The sequence below is a fragment of the Rhizobium sp. 3T7 genome, from assembly GCF_020166565.1.
Taxonomy (GTDB): Bacteria; Pseudomonadota; Alphaproteobacteria; order Rhizobiales; family Rhizobiaceae; genus Rhizobium.
In genome coordinates, this window is sequence record NZ_JAIQXS010000013.1 from 64,661 (window position 1) to 85,425 (window position 20,765).

Consider the following 20,765-nt stretch of genomic DNA (forward strand, 5'->3'; position numbering starts at 1 on the left):
TTACCGCACCGGATAGCTGAAGAAATGACGGGAGATCAGCGCAAACAGCCCCATCATCATCGACGAGATGGCGAGGTACATCAGCGTAATCGTGAAATAGACTTCGAAGCTGCGGAACGTATCGGACTCGATGATCTGTGCGACGGAAGTCAGCTCATAGGCTGCGATCGACGTGCAGACCGATGTCGTCAGCGTCAGCATGATGAATTGGCTGGTCAACGAGGGATAAATAGCCCTCAGCGCCGGTTTCAGCACGATCAAGCGAAACACCTGCGCCTTGTGCAGGCCAAGCGCGAGGCCTGCTTCAACCTGACCCTTGTGGATGCTGTCGACCCCGCCGCGAATGATCTCGATCGCATAAGCGCCGCCGTTGATGGCCAGCGCGATGATCGCCGTGACCGTAGGGTTGAGGCGGATGCCCATCATCGGCAGGGCGAAGAAAATGAAGAAAATCTGCACCAGGAAAGGGGTATTTCGCACCACTTCGACGAAGGCGATGACGGCCGCGCGCAAGGGACGGATATTCGATGTTCGGGCAGCGACCCCGATGACGCCGATCACCAGCGCCAGCGACATGCCGGCCAGTGCCAAGCCGATCGTCGCAAGAGCCGCCATCAGAAGGTCGGGCATGTTTTCGAAGACAACGCTGAAATCCAACACGTAATTCATGACAACATCTCTCTCCCGCCGACGGGCTCCTCTGCCTGTCTTCGTGTGTGGTATCCGTTTTGCGCTTTGCTTCTGGTTAGCCGGTCAACGCTCGGGCGGCATCGTGAAGGTGACGCAAATGCTCCTCCGGCGCCTGCCTGGAATGGATCGGCACCTCCACCGAGACCGCGGCGCCTGTCGGCAACACCCTCATCAGGCTCGCAACGGGAAGTTCACCCAGCCCCGGCGCAAAACGCCCCGTCCTGGCCTCGCTGACCTTTTGATCCGCCGTTATCGGCGCGGGTCCGCGGGCGTCGCAGAGCTGAATACTCCTGATCATGCCTTGGGGGGCAGCAGAGACATCGTTGGCTTGGCCGCCATTGCGGAAGAAGTGCAGCGCATCGACCAGCGCGCCGGCGTTGTCCCGGTTCGAATCCTGCACGATCGACAGGCTGTCATGAAAGCTTGCGACAGTGCGCCAGCCCATGTTCTCCAGGTCGACGCCCATGCCGAAGGTGCCCGCGAGGTCGCAGAGTGCCGCGAAATTGGCAATGAGGCGCTCCCGATCCGGATCGTCGCCGCAAACGCTGAGACGTTGCGCCCCGAGCGCGCTTGCGGCCTCCAGCACTGACGTCAGGGCAGCGGCATCGAAGTCCGGACCGATGACGACAAATTCGATGTCATAGAGCGACATTCCTTCACCATCCAGGCGGGCTTTAACGTCACGAGCTACGTCGCTTCCCGCCGGCAGCTCATAGTAGGGAGCGCCAGGAAATGCCGGGTGAAGGCGTAGGCCAACCGATGAAAAGCCCGCTGCGGCTGAGAGCGACACAAATTTTGCCGGCTCGACGTCGATCGCTGAAAAATGGGCAACGCCCAGCGACGGCACAAAAGTCTTGGATGGGATTGTTTTCTCCCGGGCCTCCATTCAGGCGATTCCCTTTTCAGCGAGGTGTTTTCGAAGATTTGTGCCGGTACGATGGATGTGCTCGCGCAGCCGGTCGCAGGCGTAATCCATGTCCCGTGCGACTGTTCCTTGTGCGATTTCGCTATGTTCAACGCTGACATTGCGGTCGCCGGATGTGCGGGTGAGAAATGTGCGCCGATAGCGGTCGTTCAGGTTCAGCATGGTCTTGCAGAAACTGAGAAGCAGCGGCTTGCGGCAGCCCGAAATCAATGTGAGATGAAATTCCCGATGAACGGCCTCCCACTGCTCGAGCGTTTCGGGTTTGGAGGCATCCCGTTCCGTGCGGTTCAGGCGATGCAGCGCACGCATGATATTGCCTTCCCATTCGACATCGCCGACGCGCATGGATTCCCGCAGCGCATAGGTTTCGAATTCCTCGCGCAGGCTGGTGATCTCTTCGAGATTGGACAACGATACGGGCGAGACGCGGTAGCCGCGATTGTCTTCGAACTCGACGAGTCCGTCCGAAATCAGACGCGCCAATGCCTCGCGCAAAGGACTGAGGCTGACGTTGAAGCTCTGCTTTGCCCGATCGAGATTGATCTTGCTGCCCGCTTCAAGCTGGCCCGAAATGATCGCTTCGCGCAACTGCGAAACAAGTTGGCTGGCGATTGTGTTCTTGCCGTCATCCAAAAACGAGGGGGGCGTTACCGCCTCCGCGCCGCCTTCGAAGATCAGACTTCCAGGCCCTGATCGCAATTGACATCCTCCCAGATGGTTCCACCACGATTTTCGATGGCGGACTTCATTATCGACGATCGATATAATAAACGATTATTTGTGTCAAACGATTTGGCACAAAATTCTCCCATTTCAATCATGAAAATCCCTCATCCGTTATTTATGTAACAAACTCAACTATATGATTGGTGATATGGCGCCGCCGTGAGCGGTTTTTGTAAAAATTACTGACGGTGCAGCAGCTGTCCGCTTGACAAATAATCGATGATTCAAGACAACGTCTGCGGGCGCAGGGAGGTGCGAGATGGTGATACGGACCCAACAGGATGTGACGGCCGCAGTTTTGAAGGTCATGGAACAGACCAGCGACGATCGTCTTCGGGAGATCATGACGGCGCTTGTGAAGCATCTGCATGCCTTCGTCCGGGAGGTCCGCCTGACGGAGCCGGAATTCCGCGAGGCAACAGCTGTCCTCAACGAAATCGGCCAATTGCAGACTGACAGCCATAACGAGTTCGTCTTGATGTCGGGTTCGCTTGGTGTTTCAACGCTCGTCTGCCTGCTCAACAATGGCGATCAGGGTCAGACCGAAACGTCCCAGTCGTTGCTTGGCCCCTTCTGGCGCCTCAACTCGCCGCGCGTTGAAAATGGCGGCACCATTGTCCGGTCGGATACGCCGGGTTCTCCGCTTTTCGTTCACGCGCAGGTGGTGGATGCGCATGGCAGTCCCATTGCGGGCGCCGAAGTGGATGTCTGGCACGCGTCGCCCGTCGGTCTCTATGAGAACCAGGACCCCAATCAGGCCGAGATGAACTTGCGGGGCAAATTCACCACGGACGCTGATGGTCGCTTCTGGTTCAGCACGGTCAAGATGGTGGGCTATCCGATCCCGGTGGACGGTGTCGTCGGCCGGCTTTTAAAGGTGCAGGGACGTCACCCCTATCGCCCGGCGCATCTGCACGCGCTGATCTTCAAGGCAGGCTACAAGACCCTTATTTCGCAGGTTTTCGACCCGAGCGATCCGAACATCGGTTCCGACGTTCAGTTCGGGGTGACGTCCGCGCTGACGGGCGATTTCGTGCAGCACGACGAACCGCATCCCGACGATGCGCATGTGAACATTCCCTGGTTTTCCCTGGAATACACATACGTGATGGAGCCGGGCGACGCGGTTCTGCCGCGCGCGCCAATCAAATAAACAAACGGGAGAACGACACCCATGTTGACGGATGAAGAGCATCGCGCTGCGGCACAGTCCTTGCTGAGCGCCGAGGAAAGCCGGGTGCCGATCCCGCAGCTCAGCAGGACCTATCCGCAGATTGAGATCGAGGACGCCTATCGAATCCAGGATCTTTGGGCGGAAGGCAGGATTGCCAAAGGTGCGCGCGTTGCGGGCCACAAGATCGGCCTGACATCGCGGGCCATGCAGATGGCATCGAAGATGACCGAGCCGGACTACGGGCGCATCCTCGACGATGCTCTGTTCAACGACGGCGCCCAGATCAGGGCCGACCTCTTCATCAAGCCACGCCTCGAAGTGGAACTCGCCTTCATCATGGGCGAGGACCTTGAAGGTCCGAGCACCCGCATCTATGACGTCATGCGCGCCACCGAATTCATCGTTCCGGCACTCGAAATCATCGACTACAGGACCGAGGTTCCCCGCGCGATTACCGATACCATCGCCGACAACGCCGCTTTCGGCGCCATTGTCGTCGGAGGCCGCGTCATCCGTCCGATGGATGTCGATATCCGGTGGATCGGGGCAACGCTCTCCAAGAATGGGATCATCGAGGAGTCCGGCGTTTCGGCGGCCGTCATGGGACATCCCGCAGCAGGGATCGCCTGGCTCGTCAACAAGCTCCATGCGGTTGGCGGCAAACTGCAGAAGGGGCAGATCGTGCTGGCGGGCTCCTTTACCCGCCCTGTTGACATCGCGGCTGGCGACGTCATCCACGCGGATTATGGCCGGATCGGTGCTATCGGCGTCGCTTTTGTATAGGTGAAGACATGAACCTTCTGGAAAATCGCTTCAAGCAGGCCCTGCTCGAAAAAAGGCAGCAGATCGGTCTCTGGTGCAGTCTGCCGGGGAGCTATGCGGCGGAGATCGTTGCGCCCTCCGGGTTCGACTGGCTGCTGTTCGATACCGAACACTCACCGGGCGACGTCCTGACGGTGCTGCCGCAGTTGCAGGCGGTCGCGGCCTATGATGTCTCCGCGATCGTGCGGCCTGCAAGCAATGATGCAGTTCTGATCAAGCGTTACCTCGATATCGGCGCGCAGACACTCCTCATTCCTTATGTGCAGAACCGTGCGGAAGCGGAAGCTGCGGTCTCCGCCATGCGCTATCCTCCTGCCGGTATCCGCGGTGTGTCGGGACTGACGCGGGCGACGCGTTTTGGGCGTGTCGCGGGTTATGCCCGGCGGGCGGAAGAGGAACTGTGTCTGCTGGTGCAGTTGGAAACCCGTGCGGCACTCGAGGCATTGGAAGCCATTGCACAGGTTGATGGTGTCGATGGCATCTTCATCGGACCGGCGGATCTTGCCGCCAGCCTTGGATATCCGGGGGAGCCCGGCCATCCTGAGGTCGTCGCTGCTGTCGAGGATGCGATCAGCCGCCTTGCAGCTCTCGGCAAACCGGCAGGCATCCTGACGCCGGACACCGCCTTTGCTGCCCGCTGCATTGATCTCGGAACGATTTTTACCGCGGTCGGCATCGATGTCGGTATTCTCGCTCGCGGGACCGAGGCGCTGGCAGCGAAATTCAGGCAATAGTGACCGCAAGATTGCGCTGTCCCGCAGGAGATAAAGACATGACCGACGCTATAGCGGCTTCGCTCAGCGCACTGATCCCGAAGGGCTATCTGCGAGCGGCGGTAAACCTTGCCAATATCGCTTTGGTGCAGCTCGATCCAGATACAGGAGCCTTTGAAGGTGTCAGCCCACAACTCGCCAAAGAGTTTGCAGAGCGCCTCGGTTGTCGCGTCGAATTCGTCGCATATCCTTCGGCAGCCAGTATCCTGGACCGGGTCGATCAGGACGAGTGGGACATCGCCTTCCTGGCCGCCGACCCGGCGCGCGAAGACAGGCTGCTGTTTTCGCCTGCCTATGCGCTGATCGAGGCCACGCTTGTGGTTCGGAAGGCGACACCATATCGCAGTCTTCAGGACATCGACGCGGAGGGCGTGGAAATTTGCGTCACCCGCAACGCTGCCTATGGCCTCTATTTGTCCCGGCGTCTCGCGCATGCCAAAATCGTTCATTCGTCGACGCCGGGGGAGACCCTTGAAATGTTTGCCGAAGGGAAACATCACGCCGCGGCGGGTGTGCGGCAAGCGCTTGAACATTTTGCGAGCATGCGTAAGGGTTTCCGCGTCCTGGTGGAACCATTCCTCGTTATCAGGCAAGCAATCGCCGTCAGTTGTTCCTATCCAGCGGCGGCTCTCTTGGTACGCGAATTCGTCGAGGAGGCTCTTCGAGAAGGTTTCTCGGAAAACGTCATTCGCGATGCGCAAAGCAATGGCGTTGCTTTGGCAAAGAAGTAGCAGTTCCATAAATAGGCGATATGCCGCAATCGCCTGGTCGATGGTTCGATTCCGTTCAAGACCGCAGGTACCCCAATCAACACCTACTGTTCTCCAGTCTCATCGTCGGCGATCTTGCGCAGCAGATACAACAACGCTATGCGTTCCGCGGGGTTGAGACGCGCGACGGTCTTTTCGCTGATGATATAGGCTTGCGGATACATGTCCTGCAGCAAGGCTTCGCCCTTGGGCAGCAGGGAGATCACCACCTTGCGGCCGTCGGCCTGGTCCTTGGAGAGATCGATCAGTCCGCGGGCCTTCAGCCGCTCGACGATGCCACGGATGGTCGCCTGGTCGACGGAGGTGGCCTTGACGAGCTCGACCTGTGAACTGGGCCCGAGGTCATGCAGCGCGCACAGCGTCACAAACTGCACCGATGTCAGGTCTGGATCACTGGCATTGGTCTGGAAAATCGACAGATGACGCTGATAGGCCTTGCGCAGCAGATGCCCGACTTGCTCCGTGACGTGGTAGCCATTCTGAGGCGCCGGCGCTTCGGGGAGGCCTTCGGTGTCTTTTGCGGTCATCGTCGGTGTGGTCCATCGGTTTGCGGCTCTTCGGCGCGAATGCATCGCGGACTGCAGGAAACATCACAGCAGGTTGCGCTGGTCAAGGCGTCTCGAGCCGCACCCGCTCCGCGCGATTTCACGCGGAGCGGCTTGGCTATCTCGGCTATTTGAAGTTGTACTTCATTTCCTTGACGGCGATGTCGCCATCCAGAACCATCGGTTCATCGTCGAGGAACAGCGAGCAACCGCGCATCGGGATGTCCAGATGGCAGGCGGTGTCGTTCGGGCCGCCGAGCTCGTTGTTGGGGCCAGTGGAGAACATCACGTTGCCGTAGAAGGAGCGTGCCTCCATGCCCATGCCTCCGGGGAATTCGCCGGGCACCATTCGATGCCACTTAGCGTTCTGATTAAGGCCCCAGCCGACATGGCTCATGCCCATGCCACGCGGGTCGTTGAAACCTGCCATATAGGATTTGACCAGCTCGGCATCGAGACCGCCGCGAATGTCGGTGATCCAACCGTTTTCGATCGTATAGATGATCGGGTCGCGCACGTAGATGTTCTGCGGCAGCAGGATATCGCCCGGAGCAACGACGATTGTACCGTCGACGCCATCGTCGTCACCACCGGTAAAGACAAAGCCGGACGGCCAATGATCCCAGCGGCCCGGCTCGTCCGTGCACGCATATTCCGTAATGGCGGGATAGGTGTTGAGCTTGTAGGTGACATCCGTGCCATGCGGAGAAGTGATCCGCATCACCTTCGCCTTGGACAAGAGGTCTCCCGCAAATTCAACGCGCTCGCGCAGTTCCTTTGTCGGCAGCATGCGCGCCAGAATCTCCGGCGGTTCCACGGCGGTCAGGATACGCGTGCCGGCCGCCTGGATCGCCATCTGTTCCGGGCTGAAGAGTAGAAAGATGCAATCGATCAGCATGTCGGCGGCCTTCAGGGCCTCTACCGCTTCCGGCATGGCAGCAAGGCCTGTCTGGCCGACCGCCCATGCACCTGCCGGCGGCACCGGCGGCAAACGCATGTGATACATCTTGGCGCCAAGACGCATGCCCGCCGCCATGAAGGCGTCGGCGTAATCGAGGCGCTCGTTGCCCTGGGTAAGGACAATGAGTTTTTCTCCCTCGTGGACGCCCGACATCTTCAACTGATGCAGGCAGATTTCCGTGAAGCTGAATTGATCCATGCTCATTCCCCTATCTTGTTTGAAGGCTTGGCTGTTTTGTAAAGTTACGGACAGTCGGACTTGACCTTGGCAATTTCGGCGATCGCCTCCTCCCTCGAAACGACATCGCCATACTTGCTGTCGATGTCGAAGAGGTTGGCATTGTGTGGATCGGGATGCCGGTCGCCGACGCAATCGCGCACGACAATGGTTCGGAAGCCGTGCTGCACGGCATCGACGGCGCTCGCACGGATGCAGCCGCTGGTCGAGCAGCCGGCTAACACGACCGTGTCGATGCCCTGCGCACGCAGATGCGAGGCGAGGCTGGTGCCGAAGAAGGCGCTGGCATATTGCTTGACTATGACAAGTTCGCCTTTTTCCGGAGCGACGCCGTCGCAGAATTCGGCCAGCACGTTGCCCTCGACCATGGCCTTCATGACCGGGGCCTTCTTCACCCACATGCCGCCATCGGCACAGTTTTCCGCGAGATAAAGGATGCGGGTGTGGATGACGGGAATGCCTGCGGCCCGCGCAGCAGCCAGAAGCGCCGGTGTTTGCGCCACTGCATCGACGACACCCGGCGCAAAGAGCGGCGCGCCTTCCACCGTATAGGCCTTCAGAAAGTCTATGACGAGCAAGGCGGGGCGCTGGCCGAAGCCGATGCGGTTGCCCCAGACGCCCTGATAGTTGGTTTCGGCACTGACCATCGGGCTCTCCTCAATACGCGCCGGACAGCAGCGCGCCGGCACCCGGTACGACGGCTTCCATTCCCAGTGATTTCAGCATGCAATACGTGGTGGCGACGGCGGCGGTGAGGACCGGCTTGCCCGTCATGGCCTCGACCTTGGCGATCACAGGCAGCGACGGCATCTGCACGCAGGCCGAAAGCACGATCACGTCGACATCCGAGAGATCGAGTGTCTGGACGATCGCCGGCAGGTTTTCCGGGTCGTGGCGGGCGACATCGAGATTATCGGGAATTTCCAGCGCCCGCCAATCCATCACCTCGAAGCCCTCTTCGCGAATATAGTTCACGACGAGTTCGGTGAGGGGCTTCATATACGGTGCGACGACGGCAATCTTCCTGGCCTTCATCACCTTCAGGCCTTCGATCAGCGCGCCGGCGCTGGTAACAACCGGAATGTTCGTGTCGTTTTCCTGAGTGCGGCCGGTAAGGCGCTTTTCCGACTGGCGGTGATAGCCGAGGCCCATCGCCATGATCGCAACCAGGCAGGCGTATCCGAGAACATCGACGCGGGCGTCGGAAAGCTCGACGGCGCAACGGTCGGATTCGGCGTCCATCGCTGCCAGTTCCTCCTTGACCACTTTCTTCATCCGCATGCGGCTGGAGTGGAAGGTGAAGCGCTCGGGGCGGATGGACTGGCGTGCCGTCAACATGGCGGGAATTTCGGTCTCCATCGTTGTGTTGGAGCTCGGAACGATCTGGCCGATACGGTAATATCTCTGCACGGATGGAATCCTCTGCGTTGCAAAAGCGAGTGTCAAACAAACGCCGGTGGATCGTCGATCCGCCGCCGTTCCAATCAACGGGAGAGAAAATCTCCAAGCGCGGCAAAGAAGCCGTCGAAATCATCCCAGGGGATCATGTGCCCGGCATTGGGCACACGCACGATTTCCATCGCTGGATAAAGTGACTGGATTTCGGTCGCGTCCTCCGGCTCGATCACGCCGCCGCGGCCGGCCACCATCAGCATGGCGGGCTGCTTGAGCTTCGGCAGATCCGGGAAAATATCGTCCTTGTGGAAGTCCTCGAAGGCGGTGACGATGGCCGGCTCGTAGCAGGTGTGCAGCCATTCGGCGCGCAGCTTCAGCTGTTCGTCGGTCCATGTCGGGCAAAACGCCTTCATGCCTTCCGCATCGATGCCCTTCAGCGCAAGGCGGATGCTGTCGACATACCAAGGCAGCTTGCTCGGGTAGGCGCGGCGTCCGGGGCCAGAAACCGGCGGATCGATCAGCGCGAGCCTCGAAAACGCCTCGGGCGCCGCAACGGCGGCGCGGATGGCGATGCGCGCGCCCATCGAATGGCCGAGTAGGGCAGGGGCAGGAAGCCCGAGCGCTGTGGCGAAGCCGACCACGTCGGCGGCCATCGCGTTGAGGCCGTAATCAAGGTCGGGCCCCGTCGAAGACAGCCCCCGGCCGCGCACGTCGATCACATAGACGTCGTAGCGTTCGGCGAGCCGCTCGGCGACGAAACCCCATGTGATCGCCGGGCTGGTGATGCCAGGGATCAGGATGACCGCAGAGCCGCTTCCGCCGTAGCGCAGATAGTGTTGCCGAATGCCGTTGGCGAAGACGTTCGCACCGTACAAGGCACCGCCGCTCATGCTGCGGTCTCGCTCTTCAGCGGCTCGGCATAGATGTCGTAGCCATAGACCCACGCGGGATCCTCCTGCTTGAGCAGGAAGGTGTTGGCGTTCGAAACGCTCTGGACACGCGTCGCGCGGTCGCGGCGGTTAGTCTCATACAGTCCGAAAGCGGCGCGGAAATCGTTGATGCCGGTTTCCTGCAGGCAGCGGGTCAGCATGGCGGCGTCTTCGATCGCCATCGCGGCACCCTGCGCCATATGGGGTTTCATCGGATGGCAGGCATCTCCCAGCAGCACGAGGCGGCCCTTGCTCCAGAGTGGCAGCGGGTTACGGTTGAACAACGGCCACTTCGTCACCTCATCGGTGCTTTCGATCAGAGCCTGGATGATCGGATGATAACCCTCGAACGCCGCCGCCATCTCGTCGCGGCTGCTGTCGACGAAAGCCGAATCGAACTCCCAGGCTGGATGCGGAACGCCGGTGACATAGTAATATTCGTCGCGGCGAGCCGTCGTGTAGTAGACCATCATGTGACGGTCCGAACCCCACCACTTGACGCAATCCTCAAACGTCAGGTCGTATCTCTTCAGCTTGTCGGACGAGATCAGAGCGCGATGGCCGACCCAGCCGCTGTAATTCGGCCTTTCTGCGCCGAGCAGCGTTTCGCGAACGCGCGAATTGATACCGTCGGCGCCGATCACGATATCGGCGCGCACCGAGGTTCCATCTTCGAATTCGATCAGCACATCGGTGCCGTTATCGTCGAGGCGGGCCAGCTTCTTGCCGAAATGCAAGGTGCCCGGCTGCAACGCATCGCACTGAATGGCCTGCAGGTCTCCGCGGTGAACGGTGCAATAGGTCTGGCCGTAACCTTCGAGCGGAACCCGCGCGGTGTATTCGCCGGTAATGCCGTCGCGGCTGAACCAATGGCTCGGCGTGCTGCTGATGCCGATGACCTTTTCGTCGACGCCGATGCGCTCGAAAATCTTCAGGACGTTCGGCCCCATATGGATGCCGGCACCCAGGCGCGAGAAGCTCGGCGCCTGTTCATAGACGTTGACGTCAAAACCCGCGTGCTGGAGTAGCGCACCCGCGACGGCGCCACCGAGGCCGGCGCCGATAATCGCAATCTTTTCTTTTCCGTTCGACATAGCGACCCTTCTTAGCTGTCCTTCGACGCATTGTTCCCACGATTGGTGGCTTGGCAAAAGTCTAGCGCATACACTCTAAATAGCAATAGCGAGGCTTTGATTTTCATCAAAATTGCGCAGAAATTCCTTCGTCAATTGAATATACTAGGGAAATTGTAATCGCTAAATCCGACTTGTCATCGGTCACTATAAAGCGTATACGCTTTTTAATAAAATAAAAGGGGCAATAGATGCGAAGAGTCGGTGACTGTCGCATCGTTATGATTTGTGGGCGTCCGCGCGATGTCTGCTGCGTAGCGGTTCGGCCGATGGAAAAAGGCGTGGTCTGTGTTTCGTTCTCCGGTGCGGAGGGCCTGCTTTGACACTGCCAGTTTGCTTCAGTTTGAATGTGAACGATGCCGTAGCGAGCGTCGAAGCAAGCCCGGAAACACCACTTCTCTACATCCTAAGAAACGATCTCTCTCTCAACGGCCCGAAATACGGTTGTGGGCTCGGGGAATGCGGGGCGTGCGCCGTTCTCGTGGACGGTCGTGCCGTCCGGTCCTGCACGGTGCCGCTCGGTGCGGTTGGCGCGCGCCGCGTAACCACGCTTGAGGGCCTCGGGACACCCGAGCATCTGCATCCGGTCCAGGCAGCCTTTATCGACGAGGCCGCCGCTCAGTGTGGATACTGCCTGAATGGCATGATCATTGCCACCGCTTCCCTGCTCAATCGCAATGTTGATCCGAACGAGGAAGACATTCGCGAAGCGCTGCGCCATCATCTCTGCCGCTGTGGGACGCATATGGAAATACTCGCTGCAGCCAGGCGGGCCGTCGGCTATGCCAAAGCCGAACGTGCGCGCCGACCCATGCCGGATCCCGTGCCGCTGGACGCCGTGAAGGAGGTTTCTCCATGACCGATCACCGCGCAATGCCAAAATCCGCCTATATGTCCGCTACAGACATGCTGCTCATCGTCAATGATGCGTCGCTGGGCGATGCCGCAGAGCTTTACATCGCGGTCGGTGCGGATAGCCGTGTGACCGCATTCAACGGTCACGTCGATCTCGGGACCGGCATCCGTACCTCGCTGGCGCAGATCGTAGCCGAGGAGCTCAGCGTGCCGTTCGAGCAGGTGGATATGGTGCTCGGCGCCACCTCGGCTGCCCCCAATCAGGGTGCGACGATCGCCAGCGAAACGATTCAGATCACTGCCATTCCCCTGCGCCAGGCCGCCGCCACCGCCCGCCATTATCTGCTCGCCAAGGCGGCAAACAAGGCTGGCGTGGCGCTTGAGCGGCTGATCGTGGACGATGGCATCATTCGTACGGATGGCGGCGAGAACTGGCAGCTCAGCTTCGGCGACATCATCGCCGGCGACCATGTGAGGCTGTCGATCGACAAGACAGCCGCGCTAAAGCCGGCGGCAGACTATCGGCTCGTCGGCTCGTCGCGTCCGCGTGTCGATATTCCTGAAAAGGCCACCGGGCGCTGGACCTACGTGCATGATGTACGCGTGCCCGGCATGCTGCACGGTCGGGTCTTGCGCCCTCCCTATGCCGGTTTCGATCACGGCGAGCATGTCGGCAATAGCCTGATTTCGATCGATGAAGGATCGGTCGCGCATATTCAGGGGCTGGTCGGCGTGGTCGCCATCGGCGATTTTGTTGGTATCGTCGCGACCCGCGAGGAGATCGCCATCGAGGCGGCCAAGAGCCTGAAGGTCGTCTGGCGCGCGCCGCCCGAGTGGCCGGATCTGAACGCACCTGAAAAGGCGATTCGAGCCAACCCGGCGAGGCCGCGCAAGCTTGCCGACCTTGGCAATGTCGATATGGCGCTGGCCGGCAGCGCCCAGTCGATGAACCGCACGTATGTATGGCCCTACCAGATGCACGGCTCCATCGGTCCGTCCTGCGCGGTGGCGGACTATACCGAGACAGGTCTCACGGTCTGGTCGGGCACGCAGAACCCATTCCCCATGCGCCGCGATCTGGCACTCCTTCTCGACATGCCGGAAGATCTCATCCAGGTCGAGCGGCTGGAAGCTGCGGGCTGCTATGGCCGTAACTGCGCCGACGACGTCACGGCTGACGCCGCACTGCTGTCGCGCGCCGTCAAGGCACCCGTGCGGGTGCAACTGACCCGCGAGCAGGAACATGCCTGGGAGCCGAAGGGCGCCGCCCAGATCATGGATGTGCGCGGCGGTCTCGATCTGGAGGGTGGTCCGTCTGCCTACGATTTCGAAACCCGCTATCCCTCCAATCTCGCCCCGACGCTCTCCCTGATCCTCACCGGCAAGGTGGCGCCGATCTCCGATGTCGTGCAGATGGGCGATCGCACTGCGATCCCGCCCTATGCCTATGGCAATCTTCGCGTGACCGTGCATGACATGCCACCGATAGCGCGTGCATCGTGGTTCCGTGGCGTCTCGGCGATGCCGAACACCTTTGCCCACGAGTGCTACATTGATGAACTGGCCGCTGCCGCCGGCGTCGATCCGATCGAGTATCGGCTTCGCTATCTCCACGATCCACGCGCCGTCGATCTGGTGCATGCGCTGGCCGAACGGGCGAAGTGGGTGCCGCATACGGCATGGGGCACCCTCGGCGGCGAGGGCGACCTGCTCTATGGGCGCGGGTTTGCCTATGCCGTTTACGTCCACGGGCCGTTCCCGGGCAAGGCCGCCGCATGGGCCGCTTGGGTCGCCGATGTCGCCGTCAACAAGAAGACCGGCGAGATCGCGGTGACCAAGGTCACCTGCGCGCAGGATTCCGGGATGATGATCAATCCCGATGGCGTGCGCCACCAGATCCATGGCAATATCATTCAATCCACCAGCCGGGTGCTGAAGGAGAAGGTCGAATTCTCGTCGACGGCCGTGCAGTCGAAGGAATGGGGCGGCTATCCGCTGATCACCTTCCCCGAGGTCCCCGCCATCGACGTGCTGATGCTGCCGCGGCAGGACGAACCGCCGCTCGGCGTCGGAGAGTCCGCCTCCGTTCCCAGTGCCTCGGCAATTGCCAACGCGGTCTATGACGCCACCGGCATTCGCTTCCGTGAATTGCCATTGACGCCGGAGTTGGTGCTCGCTGCGCTGAACGGCAAGAAGGATGAAACCCCTTCCGCCCCGCCCGCGAATAAGCGTAAGTGGTGGAACATCGGTCTGTCCGCCGTCGGTGCTGTCGCGGCACTGTCCGGCGTCGTCACCGTGTCCTCGCCATGGCGACCGGCAATCAGCACCATTCAGCGGCCGGATACCAACGTCTATAGCGCCGCCACCATCGAGCGTGGACGGCTGGCGGTTGCTGCCGGTGCCTGCAATGTGTGCCATGTCGGCCCCGACGGCACGCCCTTTGCTGGCGGCCGACGCTTCGACACGCCTTTTGGGGCGGTCTATGCCACCAATATCACGCCGGACACCGAAAACGGTATTGGCGCGTGGTCCTATCCGGCCTTCGAGCGGGCCATGCGCGAGGGCGTGAGTCGTGACGGCCATCACCTCTATCCCGCCCACCCCTACACATCATTTGCGGGTGCCGATGATTCTGATCTTCAGGCGCTCTATGCCTACATGATGACGCAGGCCCCGGTTGCCAAAAAGGCGCCGGAGACGAAACTGAAATTCCCCTACAGCATCCGCGCGATCATGGCGGGCTGGAACGCGCTTTTCCTGAAGGCGGAGCCGTTCAAATACGACCAGGCCCGTGATGCACAGTGGAACAGAGGCGCTTACCTAGTGGAAACGCTCGGCCACTGTTCGGCCTGCCACACCGATCGAAACGTGCTCGGCGCGGAAAAGAGCGGCAGCGCCAAGCTTTCCGGCGGCTTTGCCGATGGCTGGGAAGCGCCGGCCTTGAATGCCTTCGCCAAGGGTCCGGTCGGCTGGACCGCCGATGCTTTCTACGACTATCTGCGCACCGGTCACTCGCGCGATCATGGCAGCGCGGCAGGCCCGATGGCGCATGTCGTCGAAGTGATGCAGCCGCTGCCGGATACCGATATCCGCGCCATGGCAACCTATCTCGCAAGCCTGAACGAAACGCCTGCCGACACCAAGGCACAGAGTGAAGCGGCCGTTGCGGCGAGCGAAGCCGCCAAGGCCTCTGCTGCGCATATTTCACCGAAGGGCGAGCGGCTTTTCAACGGCGCCTGCGCCACCTGCCATACCGGAAACACTATCCTGTCGTCGCTTGCCCTCAGCAGCAACCTGCATGCAGACACACCCGACAATCTCATCCAGGCGATCCTGAACGGCGTCGAGGCGCCGGCGATCCTTGCGCAAACCACCGGCCGCGAAGGCCCAGAGGTGATGTCGATGCCGGCGTTTCGCGAGACGTTGAACGAAAGCCAGATCAAGGATCTCGCCGCCTATCTCAGGGCGCGCTTTGCTCCTGACAAGCCGGCCTGGACGGAGACGACAAACGCCATACAGCGCGTCACGGCATCGAGCCACTGAGGGAGCAGACGAGTTGGCCCAGATCCGAACCGGACAGGATATCGACCACCGCGGCGTGTTCGAAAAACCGACAGCCGCCTTTCGGCCCTCGGCCTACTGGTTCTGGCATTCGATCCCGACGGAGGAGGTCTGCCACGCACAGCTCGACGATTTCAAACTGAAGGGGATCGGCACCATCCTCATCCAGGCGCGTCTTGCGATGTCGCGGGATGATTATCTGTCGCCTGATTACCTCAATGCCTATCGCGTTGCGGCCGAAATCGCCGGTAAGCTTGGCCTGAAGCTCGGCATTTATGACGACTACAACTGGATCAGCGGTCACGCCGGCGGGCGCACGGTTGCGGGCTGTGACGCGGTGCGCGAACGCCACCTGTTCTGGGCCTCGTCCGAGCAGGCTGAGGGGCAGATCAGCGGCATCCATCCGCCTTTCACGCAAAAGATGGGGCCGGACATTTTCGCGTGGCAATATGAAGGCGGTCGGGTCGAGTGGTGCGAATGGGTGGTCGCGTCCGCCCTGCTGCATTCCTCCGATGAGGTTGGCGGTCTGGACGAGATTGTCGATGTGATCACACAGACATCGGTCGTTAGAAGCGACGATGTTTCCTGCACCTACGCATTCGACGGCGAGATTAAAGACGGCCAGACGTTGACGGTCTTCATCAGCGCGCGCTCCACGACCTCCCGGCTGATCAACTACCTCCTGCCGGAAGCCGCGGAGCGGTTCATCGACGTCGGGCTTGATCCGCTCGTCGAAGCGCTTGGTAATCTCGTGCCTGATCCCGTCGGCTTCGTGTTCTATGACCAGCCGGCGGCCGGGTTTTACAAGTGGGATCAGATTTCGGGCAGTCTCGGCAACAGTCTGCTGTTTGCTTCGACGCTGCCGGATGCCGCTTTGCACAGCACGGGCCAGCCGTTCGCCAAGACGCTGCTGGGGCTGCTGCGCGATGTCGGGCCTGAAACCTTGCGGCTGCGCGCGCAATTCTATGCTGCCTATTCAGCCCTGATGAACGATGCCTTCTCTGGCACGCTGCGTCGATGGGCCGAGGGCAAGGGCATCGCGCTGACTGGACACGAGATCCTACCGCATATCAGCGCGTGGTCTTTGAACGGCGGTTTCACCAGCATAGACCCCAGGGTTGCGCTCGCTGTGGATTTCTTCGGCATCGACGCTTTCAGGCATGAGACGGCGGTCGATTCCAACAATTTCATTGCCCAGCTTGCGCCGAAGCTGGGCGATTCCGTTGCCCGCTCGAATGGCCGCAGCCGCTGTGTCGTGGAGACCTATGCCAGCGCCGAGCGAACGCCCGTGCGCGCCGCCGGCCAATGGGAGCTGACGCTGGAGACAATGCGCGCGCAAGCGATCCGACTCTATTGCCTCGGCACCCGACAGTTTCTCTGGCACGGCGTTTACCAGAGCGATGGTCACGACGACGATCCGACGCCCTTTGCCAATCCGCGTTTTGATTTCGGGCCGGGCATCAATTTCGAGCCGTGGTGGAGTTATCACGATCTGTTCGCGCAGGAGACCGCACGCATCTCCGCCTTCATCGAGCCGGCCAAACCCCGTACCCCCGTTGCAATCCTCTATCCGCTTCAGACTGCGTTCGCAGAAGGCCCGCGCCACACACATGCCACCCACATCGGCGCATGGTGCGAAAAGCTTCTGACGCAGGGACGCGACTTCATGTTGGTGAGTGAGGCTGATCTTGCGACTGCAACGATAGAGAGTGGCCGTCTCCTGGCATCGGGCTTGGTTTTCGATGCGGTCGTCCTGCCATCTGTGACCGTGCTGGAGACTAAGGCGACGTTGCAAACCCTTGATGCTTTCAAGGCTGCGGGCGGTGTCATCTGGTCGTCGGGCGATCACTTGTCCACCGTCTGCGATAGCGCAATACGGGATGCCGTCGAGGTTTCAGTGCATGTCGAAGGAATGCCCGGCGACAGCGATGTGATCGCTCTGTTGCAGTCGCTTCCGTCGTCCGGTCCCGACTTGGTCTGCCGCTCCGGGAACAAGCCATGGCAATGGGTCGGATACGAGCCCGACGGCTGGTGGCGTGTCGTGCTGTTCAACGATTGCTCAACGGAGCTCGTAAGCGAGATCTCCTTCGGAGACGGCTTCGAGTGTGAGGTTTGGGCCGCGACGACAGGCGAGGTGAATGAGGCGTCCACCTTCGGTCGTCTGGCGGTCACGCTCGCACCACAGGAAGTACGTTGCATTCGGCTGCGGCAAGTGCTGCAGAAGGCAACGATCCAAGGTCAACTCTCGGATCAATCGCTTCTTGATGCTGGACACGCGATATCGCTTGTCGACGGTTGGAGCTTTGCGCCGGGCACCGGTTTAGAGTTCGTGCCGATTTCGGTGCTATCAGGTTGGGAGATGCAGGGCTTTGCCGATTTGTCCGGTACCGGCATCTATCGGCTGACGCTGGAAATAGGCGATGAGGCCGATTGGGTCCTAGAATTGCCTGAGGTCAATACCGTGGTCGCCGTGTGGCTGGACGGCAGGCAGATCGATCGCCGCGGCTGGCGGCCCTATCGTTTTGCCTTGGGTCGGTTGGTCTCCGGTGTTCATTCGCTGGAACTGCGCGTCGCCAACACGGCCGCAAATCGCTATTACCGCAACACACCCTATCTCGGCGACAGCCTCGACAAGAGCGGATTGACCGCAGCACCGAAACTCATCCCGCAGACAAACTGACCGGAAACCACCTAGCCATGCCACAACATTCGACGATCCCCCTGATGCGCGCCTGGAACAGCTGGTCCAACCGGCCGGCCGAAATGGTTTTCCTGCCCCTCGGCGTGCGGATCACGCCGATTCTGTACTCGACCCGCAGCAAGTCGACCTCTGTCATCGAACCGCGCCGCGACTCGGTCCGGCTGGGGCGCCACACGATCGACGGCTCGCTGATCGAGCTGGAGACCGATCACAGCGGCACGACCGTGGCCTTTTCGACCACGAAGACCGATCCCTTCGCCGTTCGCGGCAGCTGGGACGGCAAGGTTTCGGCCGAATGGGGGCTGCGCTTCTGGGTGACGCTGGCGATCTCGTCCGATGGCAGTGAGCTAGCCGTCCATGATGCAGGGCGAAACGTCACTCTCTTGAAGATCGGCACCCGGTTCGTGGCGGTCGCGACCTCCGAACCGCCGATCCATGTCACCGGCCACGAGACGATCGACGCATTGTGCGCGGATTTCGAGGAGAACGGCTACTTCTACACCGCCACTCGCAAGAACGAGGCACCTGTCATCGCCTTGCGCTTCAATCTCGAAATGATGCGCAAGGGCGCCTATGCCGCAGGCGTTGCCGATAGCGCGGAGCTTGCCATTTCGAAGGCGCAGGCCTGTCTCGCTGCCGGTGCGCCCGCCGAAATCGGCGATGTCCAGGCAGGCGTGTTCGAAGGCGCGCTCGACGCCATCCGCGATGTGGTCGCCTGGAACACGATCTGGGACGAAATCAATGCGCGCCCCTATACGGCAGTGACGCGGATCTGGAACCTCGGGAAGTTCGCGGTCTGGTACAATGACCAGATTTTCGCGGCTCTATTGGCCGGCGTCTTCGACGCGGATCTGGCGCGCGAGAATATGGCCACTGCGGTGGCGAGTGCGACGCCGCAGGGAAATATCGCCTGCATCGTCACCTCCAACGACGCATGGGTCGATCGTACGCAGCTTCCGTTCGGTGCTTTGGTGATCTGGCAGTTGTATCAGCGCACCGGCGAACGCTCGATGATCCAGGCAAGCTATGATGCGCTGGTCCGCAATCGGCGCTGGTGGCAGGAAAACCGCGATCCGGATGGTTTAGGGCTGCTTTCCTGCGGTACGTCGGATGTTGGCGAGGGCCTGTACAAGGGGACTGCCTTTGCCGCGCGCAATGAAACCGGCATGGACAATTCCGCGACCCATGACGAGGCGGTCTACGATCCCGTCACCCGCACCCTGTCGACGTTCGACCTCGGCCTCAACTGTGCAGCGGCTCTCGACGCCGAGATGCTGTCGAAAATGGCCGCGGTGCTCGGCAAGCCCGAAGATGCACGCGAATTCGCCGCCCTTGCCGAGCGCAGCCGCAAGCTGATCTCGGAAACACTGTGGGACGAAAGCCGTGGCATATTCGCCAATCGCCAGCGGCGCGGTGGCTTCGTGCGGTCGCTATCGCCGACCAGCTTCTACCCGCTGCTATGCGGCGCGGCCACGCCAGTGCAGGCCGCCCGCCTGCTCGAGCATCTGAGCGATGAAAGCACGTTCGGCGGCGACTACGTTCTTCCGAATGCTACGCGCGACGATCCTGCGTTCGCCGACAATGTCTACTGGCGCGGACGCATTTGGCCGAATGTTAACTACATGGTCTGGCTCGGCCTGCGCCGCTATGGCTTCGTTGCGGAAGCGAGCAAACTTGCCGCCCAGAGCTACGACCTCTTCATGAAGTCCTGGCGCGAGGATCGCATCGCCTCTGAAAACTACAATGCGGTGACCGGCGAGGCGATGGACCAGGGCGATACCGACCCGTTCTACATCTGGGCAGCGATGCTGCCTCTGATGGCCGCCGGCGAGATCGTCGAGTTCGATCCCTGGACGGGCTGGACCGTGCGCAACACTGGGCGGGATGTCGCTCTCGGGCCGATGGTGTCGCCGTCAGGAACGCTGCATCTGGCCGTTGAAGCAGGCATTCTTGCCTTGACGCTGAACGGCCGGACCGCGCTCAGGACCGACCTGCGGACCACGCTCTCGCGCATCACCATCGCAGAAGGGCGGATTGCCTGCACCGTCGCTCCAACCGCCGAAGATGGCTATATCGAGCTGCCTGACCTGGACATTTGTCAGGTCGTTGCTGTCCGTCTGGATGGGGAGAATGTCGCCTTTGTTGCATCACAGCAAGGTATACGCCTCATGATTGCCGAGAGCGCCCGTGACCGCCAACTCGACGTCTATTTTTCACCACGCGAGCCGCTCCCCACGCAAGGTAGCGCTTGACACAAGTCAATTCCTCATCAATAGTTTGTATACAAATAAAAAACGAAAAGACTGATACTAATATCAGAGGGTTTGAACTGAGGTCGGCGACAAATCGAATGATTGAAGTTGGCTTTCTATCGGCGTTATACGCTATTATCCGTCTATGAAACGATGTTCCGCAGCTGTGCGGCGCAGGTTTCCACTTGCCCGGAAAATGCGTGTTCGAATATTCGATTTCCTCTGATGATAGTTTGCATACAAACAATTAGATGTGCCTGGCATGTCGCCTGTTTTCGGCTTAGCCGATCCGTTGAGGTCGCTGACTGCGGTCGCG

At 60.6% G+C, this 20,765-nt stretch carries 17 protein-coding genes; 8 read left to right on the forward strand and 9 right to left on the reverse strand.

What is annotated here, in order from left to right; all coding sequences use genetic code 11:
• From K9B32_RS18565 to K9B32_RS18575, 3 genes are all read right to left on the reverse strand, one after another.
• Window positions 1–669, reverse strand: a complete 669-nt coding sequence (locus tag K9B32_RS18565) for an amino acid ABC transporter permease (protein WP_224564816.1) — start codon at window positions 667–669, stop codon at window positions 1–3.
• A 76-nt stretch (window positions 670–745) separates the two neighbouring features.
• The gene (locus tag K9B32_RS18570) at window positions 746–1,576 is read right to left on the reverse strand and encodes a sugar phosphate isomerase/epimerase family protein (RefSeq protein ID WP_224564818.1); all 831 of its coding nucleotides are present in this window, start codon (window positions 1,574–1,576) and stop codon (window positions 746–748) included.
• Complete coding sequence (locus K9B32_RS18575) at window positions 1,577–2,314, reverse strand: GntR family transcriptional regulator (RefSeq protein ID WP_411969720.1); 738 nt, start codon at window positions 2,312–2,314, stop codon at window positions 1,577–1,579.
• 286 nt (window positions 2,315–2,600) lie between these two features.
• On the opposite strand from K9B32_RS18575, the gene K9B32_RS18580 reads away from it, so the two are divergent.
• From K9B32_RS18580 to K9B32_RS18595, 4 genes are read left to right on the forward strand one after another with little or no spacing between them, the layout of a single operon-like run.
• Complete coding sequence (locus K9B32_RS18580) at window positions 2,601–3,494, forward strand: dioxygenase (RefSeq protein ID WP_224564820.1); 894 nt, start codon at window positions 2,601–2,603, stop codon at window positions 3,492–3,494.
• Window positions 3,495–3,515: 21 nt separating this feature from the next.
• Window positions 3,516–4,298, forward strand: coding sequence for a 2-oxo-hept-4-ene-1,7-dioate hydratase (gene hpaH / locus K9B32_RS18585; RefSeq protein WP_224564822.1), 783 nt, complete (start codon window positions 3,516–3,518; stop codon window positions 4,296–4,298).
• Window positions 4,299–4,306: 8 nt separating this feature from the next.
• Entirely contained in the window at window positions 4,307–5,071 is a 765-nt protein-coding gene (gene hpaI, locus K9B32_RS18590; RefSeq protein ID WP_224564824.1) for a 4-hydroxy-2-oxoheptanedioate aldolase, read from the forward strand.
• A gap of 38 nt (window positions 5,072–5,109) precedes the next feature.
• Window positions 5,110–5,841, forward strand: a complete 732-nt coding sequence (locus K9B32_RS18595; RefSeq protein WP_224564826.1) for a transporter substrate-binding domain-containing protein — start codon at window positions 5,110–5,112, stop codon at window positions 5,839–5,841.
• Between the two features lie 83 nt (window positions 5,842–5,924).
• On the opposite strand, the gene K9B32_RS18600 is transcribed toward K9B32_RS18595, so the two are convergent.
• The 6 genes from K9B32_RS18600 to K9B32_RS18625 form a co-directional block, all read right to left on the reverse strand.
• Window positions 5,925–6,407, reverse strand: coding sequence for a MarR family winged helix-turn-helix transcriptional regulator (locus K9B32_RS18600; protein ID WP_132590405.1), 483 nt, complete (start codon window positions 6,405–6,407; stop codon window positions 5,925–5,927).
• A 145-nt stretch (window positions 6,408–6,552) separates the two neighbouring features.
• A complete protein-coding gene (locus tag K9B32_RS18605; protein WP_007800776.1) occupies window positions 6,553–7,584 on the reverse strand; it encodes a hypothetical protein in 1,032 nt (343 codons plus the stop codon).
• A 44-nt stretch (window positions 7,585–7,628) separates the two neighbouring features.
• Window positions 7,629–8,270 carry an N-carbamoylsarcosine amidohydrolase gene (locus tag K9B32_RS18610; protein ID WP_007800774.1) on the reverse strand — a complete coding sequence of 214 codons (642 nt, stop codon included), beginning with the start codon at window positions 8,268–8,270 and terminating at the stop codon, window positions 7,629–7,631.
• Between the two features lie 10 nt (window positions 8,271–8,280).
• Window positions 8,281–9,033 carry an Asp/Glu racemase gene (locus K9B32_RS18615; RefSeq protein WP_318013352.1) on the reverse strand — a complete coding sequence of 251 codons (753 nt, stop codon included), beginning with the start codon at window positions 9,031–9,033 and terminating at the stop codon, window positions 8,281–8,283.
• A gap of 74 nt (window positions 9,034–9,107) precedes the next feature.
• Window positions 9,108–9,908 carry an alpha/beta fold hydrolase gene (locus tag K9B32_RS18620; protein WP_224564828.1) on the reverse strand — a complete coding sequence of 267 codons (801 nt, stop codon included), beginning with the start codon at window positions 9,906–9,908 and terminating at the stop codon, window positions 9,108–9,110.
• On the reverse strand, window positions 9,905–11,041 hold the full coding sequence (locus K9B32_RS18625; protein ID WP_224564830.1) for an FAD-dependent monooxygenase: 1,137 nt from the start codon (window positions 11,039–11,041) through the stop codon (window positions 9,905–9,907). Before K9B32_RS18625 ends, K9B32_RS18620 begins: the two co-directional genes overlap by 4 nt.
• A 358-nt stretch (window positions 11,042–11,399) precedes the next feature.
• Here K9B32_RS18625 and K9B32_RS18630 point away from each other — a divergent pair, with 358 nt between their 5' ends.
• Genes K9B32_RS18630 through K9B32_RS18645 form a run of 4 tightly spaced genes read left to right on the forward strand, consistent with a single transcriptional unit; the run spans window position 11,400 to window position 20,449 of the window.
• Window positions 11,400–11,939, forward strand: coding sequence for a (2Fe-2S)-binding protein (locus tag K9B32_RS18630; RefSeq protein WP_007800766.1), 540 nt, complete (start codon window positions 11,400–11,402; stop codon window positions 11,937–11,939).
• Window positions 11,936–15,478 (forward strand): molybdopterin cofactor-binding domain-containing protein, encoded by a 3,543-nt coding sequence (locus tag K9B32_RS18635; protein WP_224564832.1) that lies wholly within the window; start codon window positions 11,936–11,938, stop codon window positions 15,476–15,478. Before K9B32_RS18630 ends, K9B32_RS18635 begins: the two co-directional genes overlap by 4 nt.
• Before the next feature lie 13 nt (window positions 15,479–15,491).
• Window positions 15,492–18,176, forward strand: a complete 2,685-nt coding sequence (locus tag K9B32_RS18640; RefSeq protein WP_224564834.1) for a carbohydrate-binding protein — start codon at window positions 15,492–15,494, stop codon at window positions 18,174–18,176.
• Window positions 18,177–18,193: 17 nt separating this feature from the next.
• Complete coding sequence (locus tag K9B32_RS18645; protein WP_224564836.1) at window positions 18,194–20,449, forward strand: MGH1-like glycoside hydrolase domain-containing protein; 2,256 nt, start codon at window positions 18,194–18,196, stop codon at window positions 20,447–20,449.
• The last annotated feature ends 316 nt before the right edge of the window (window positions 20,450–20,765 follow it).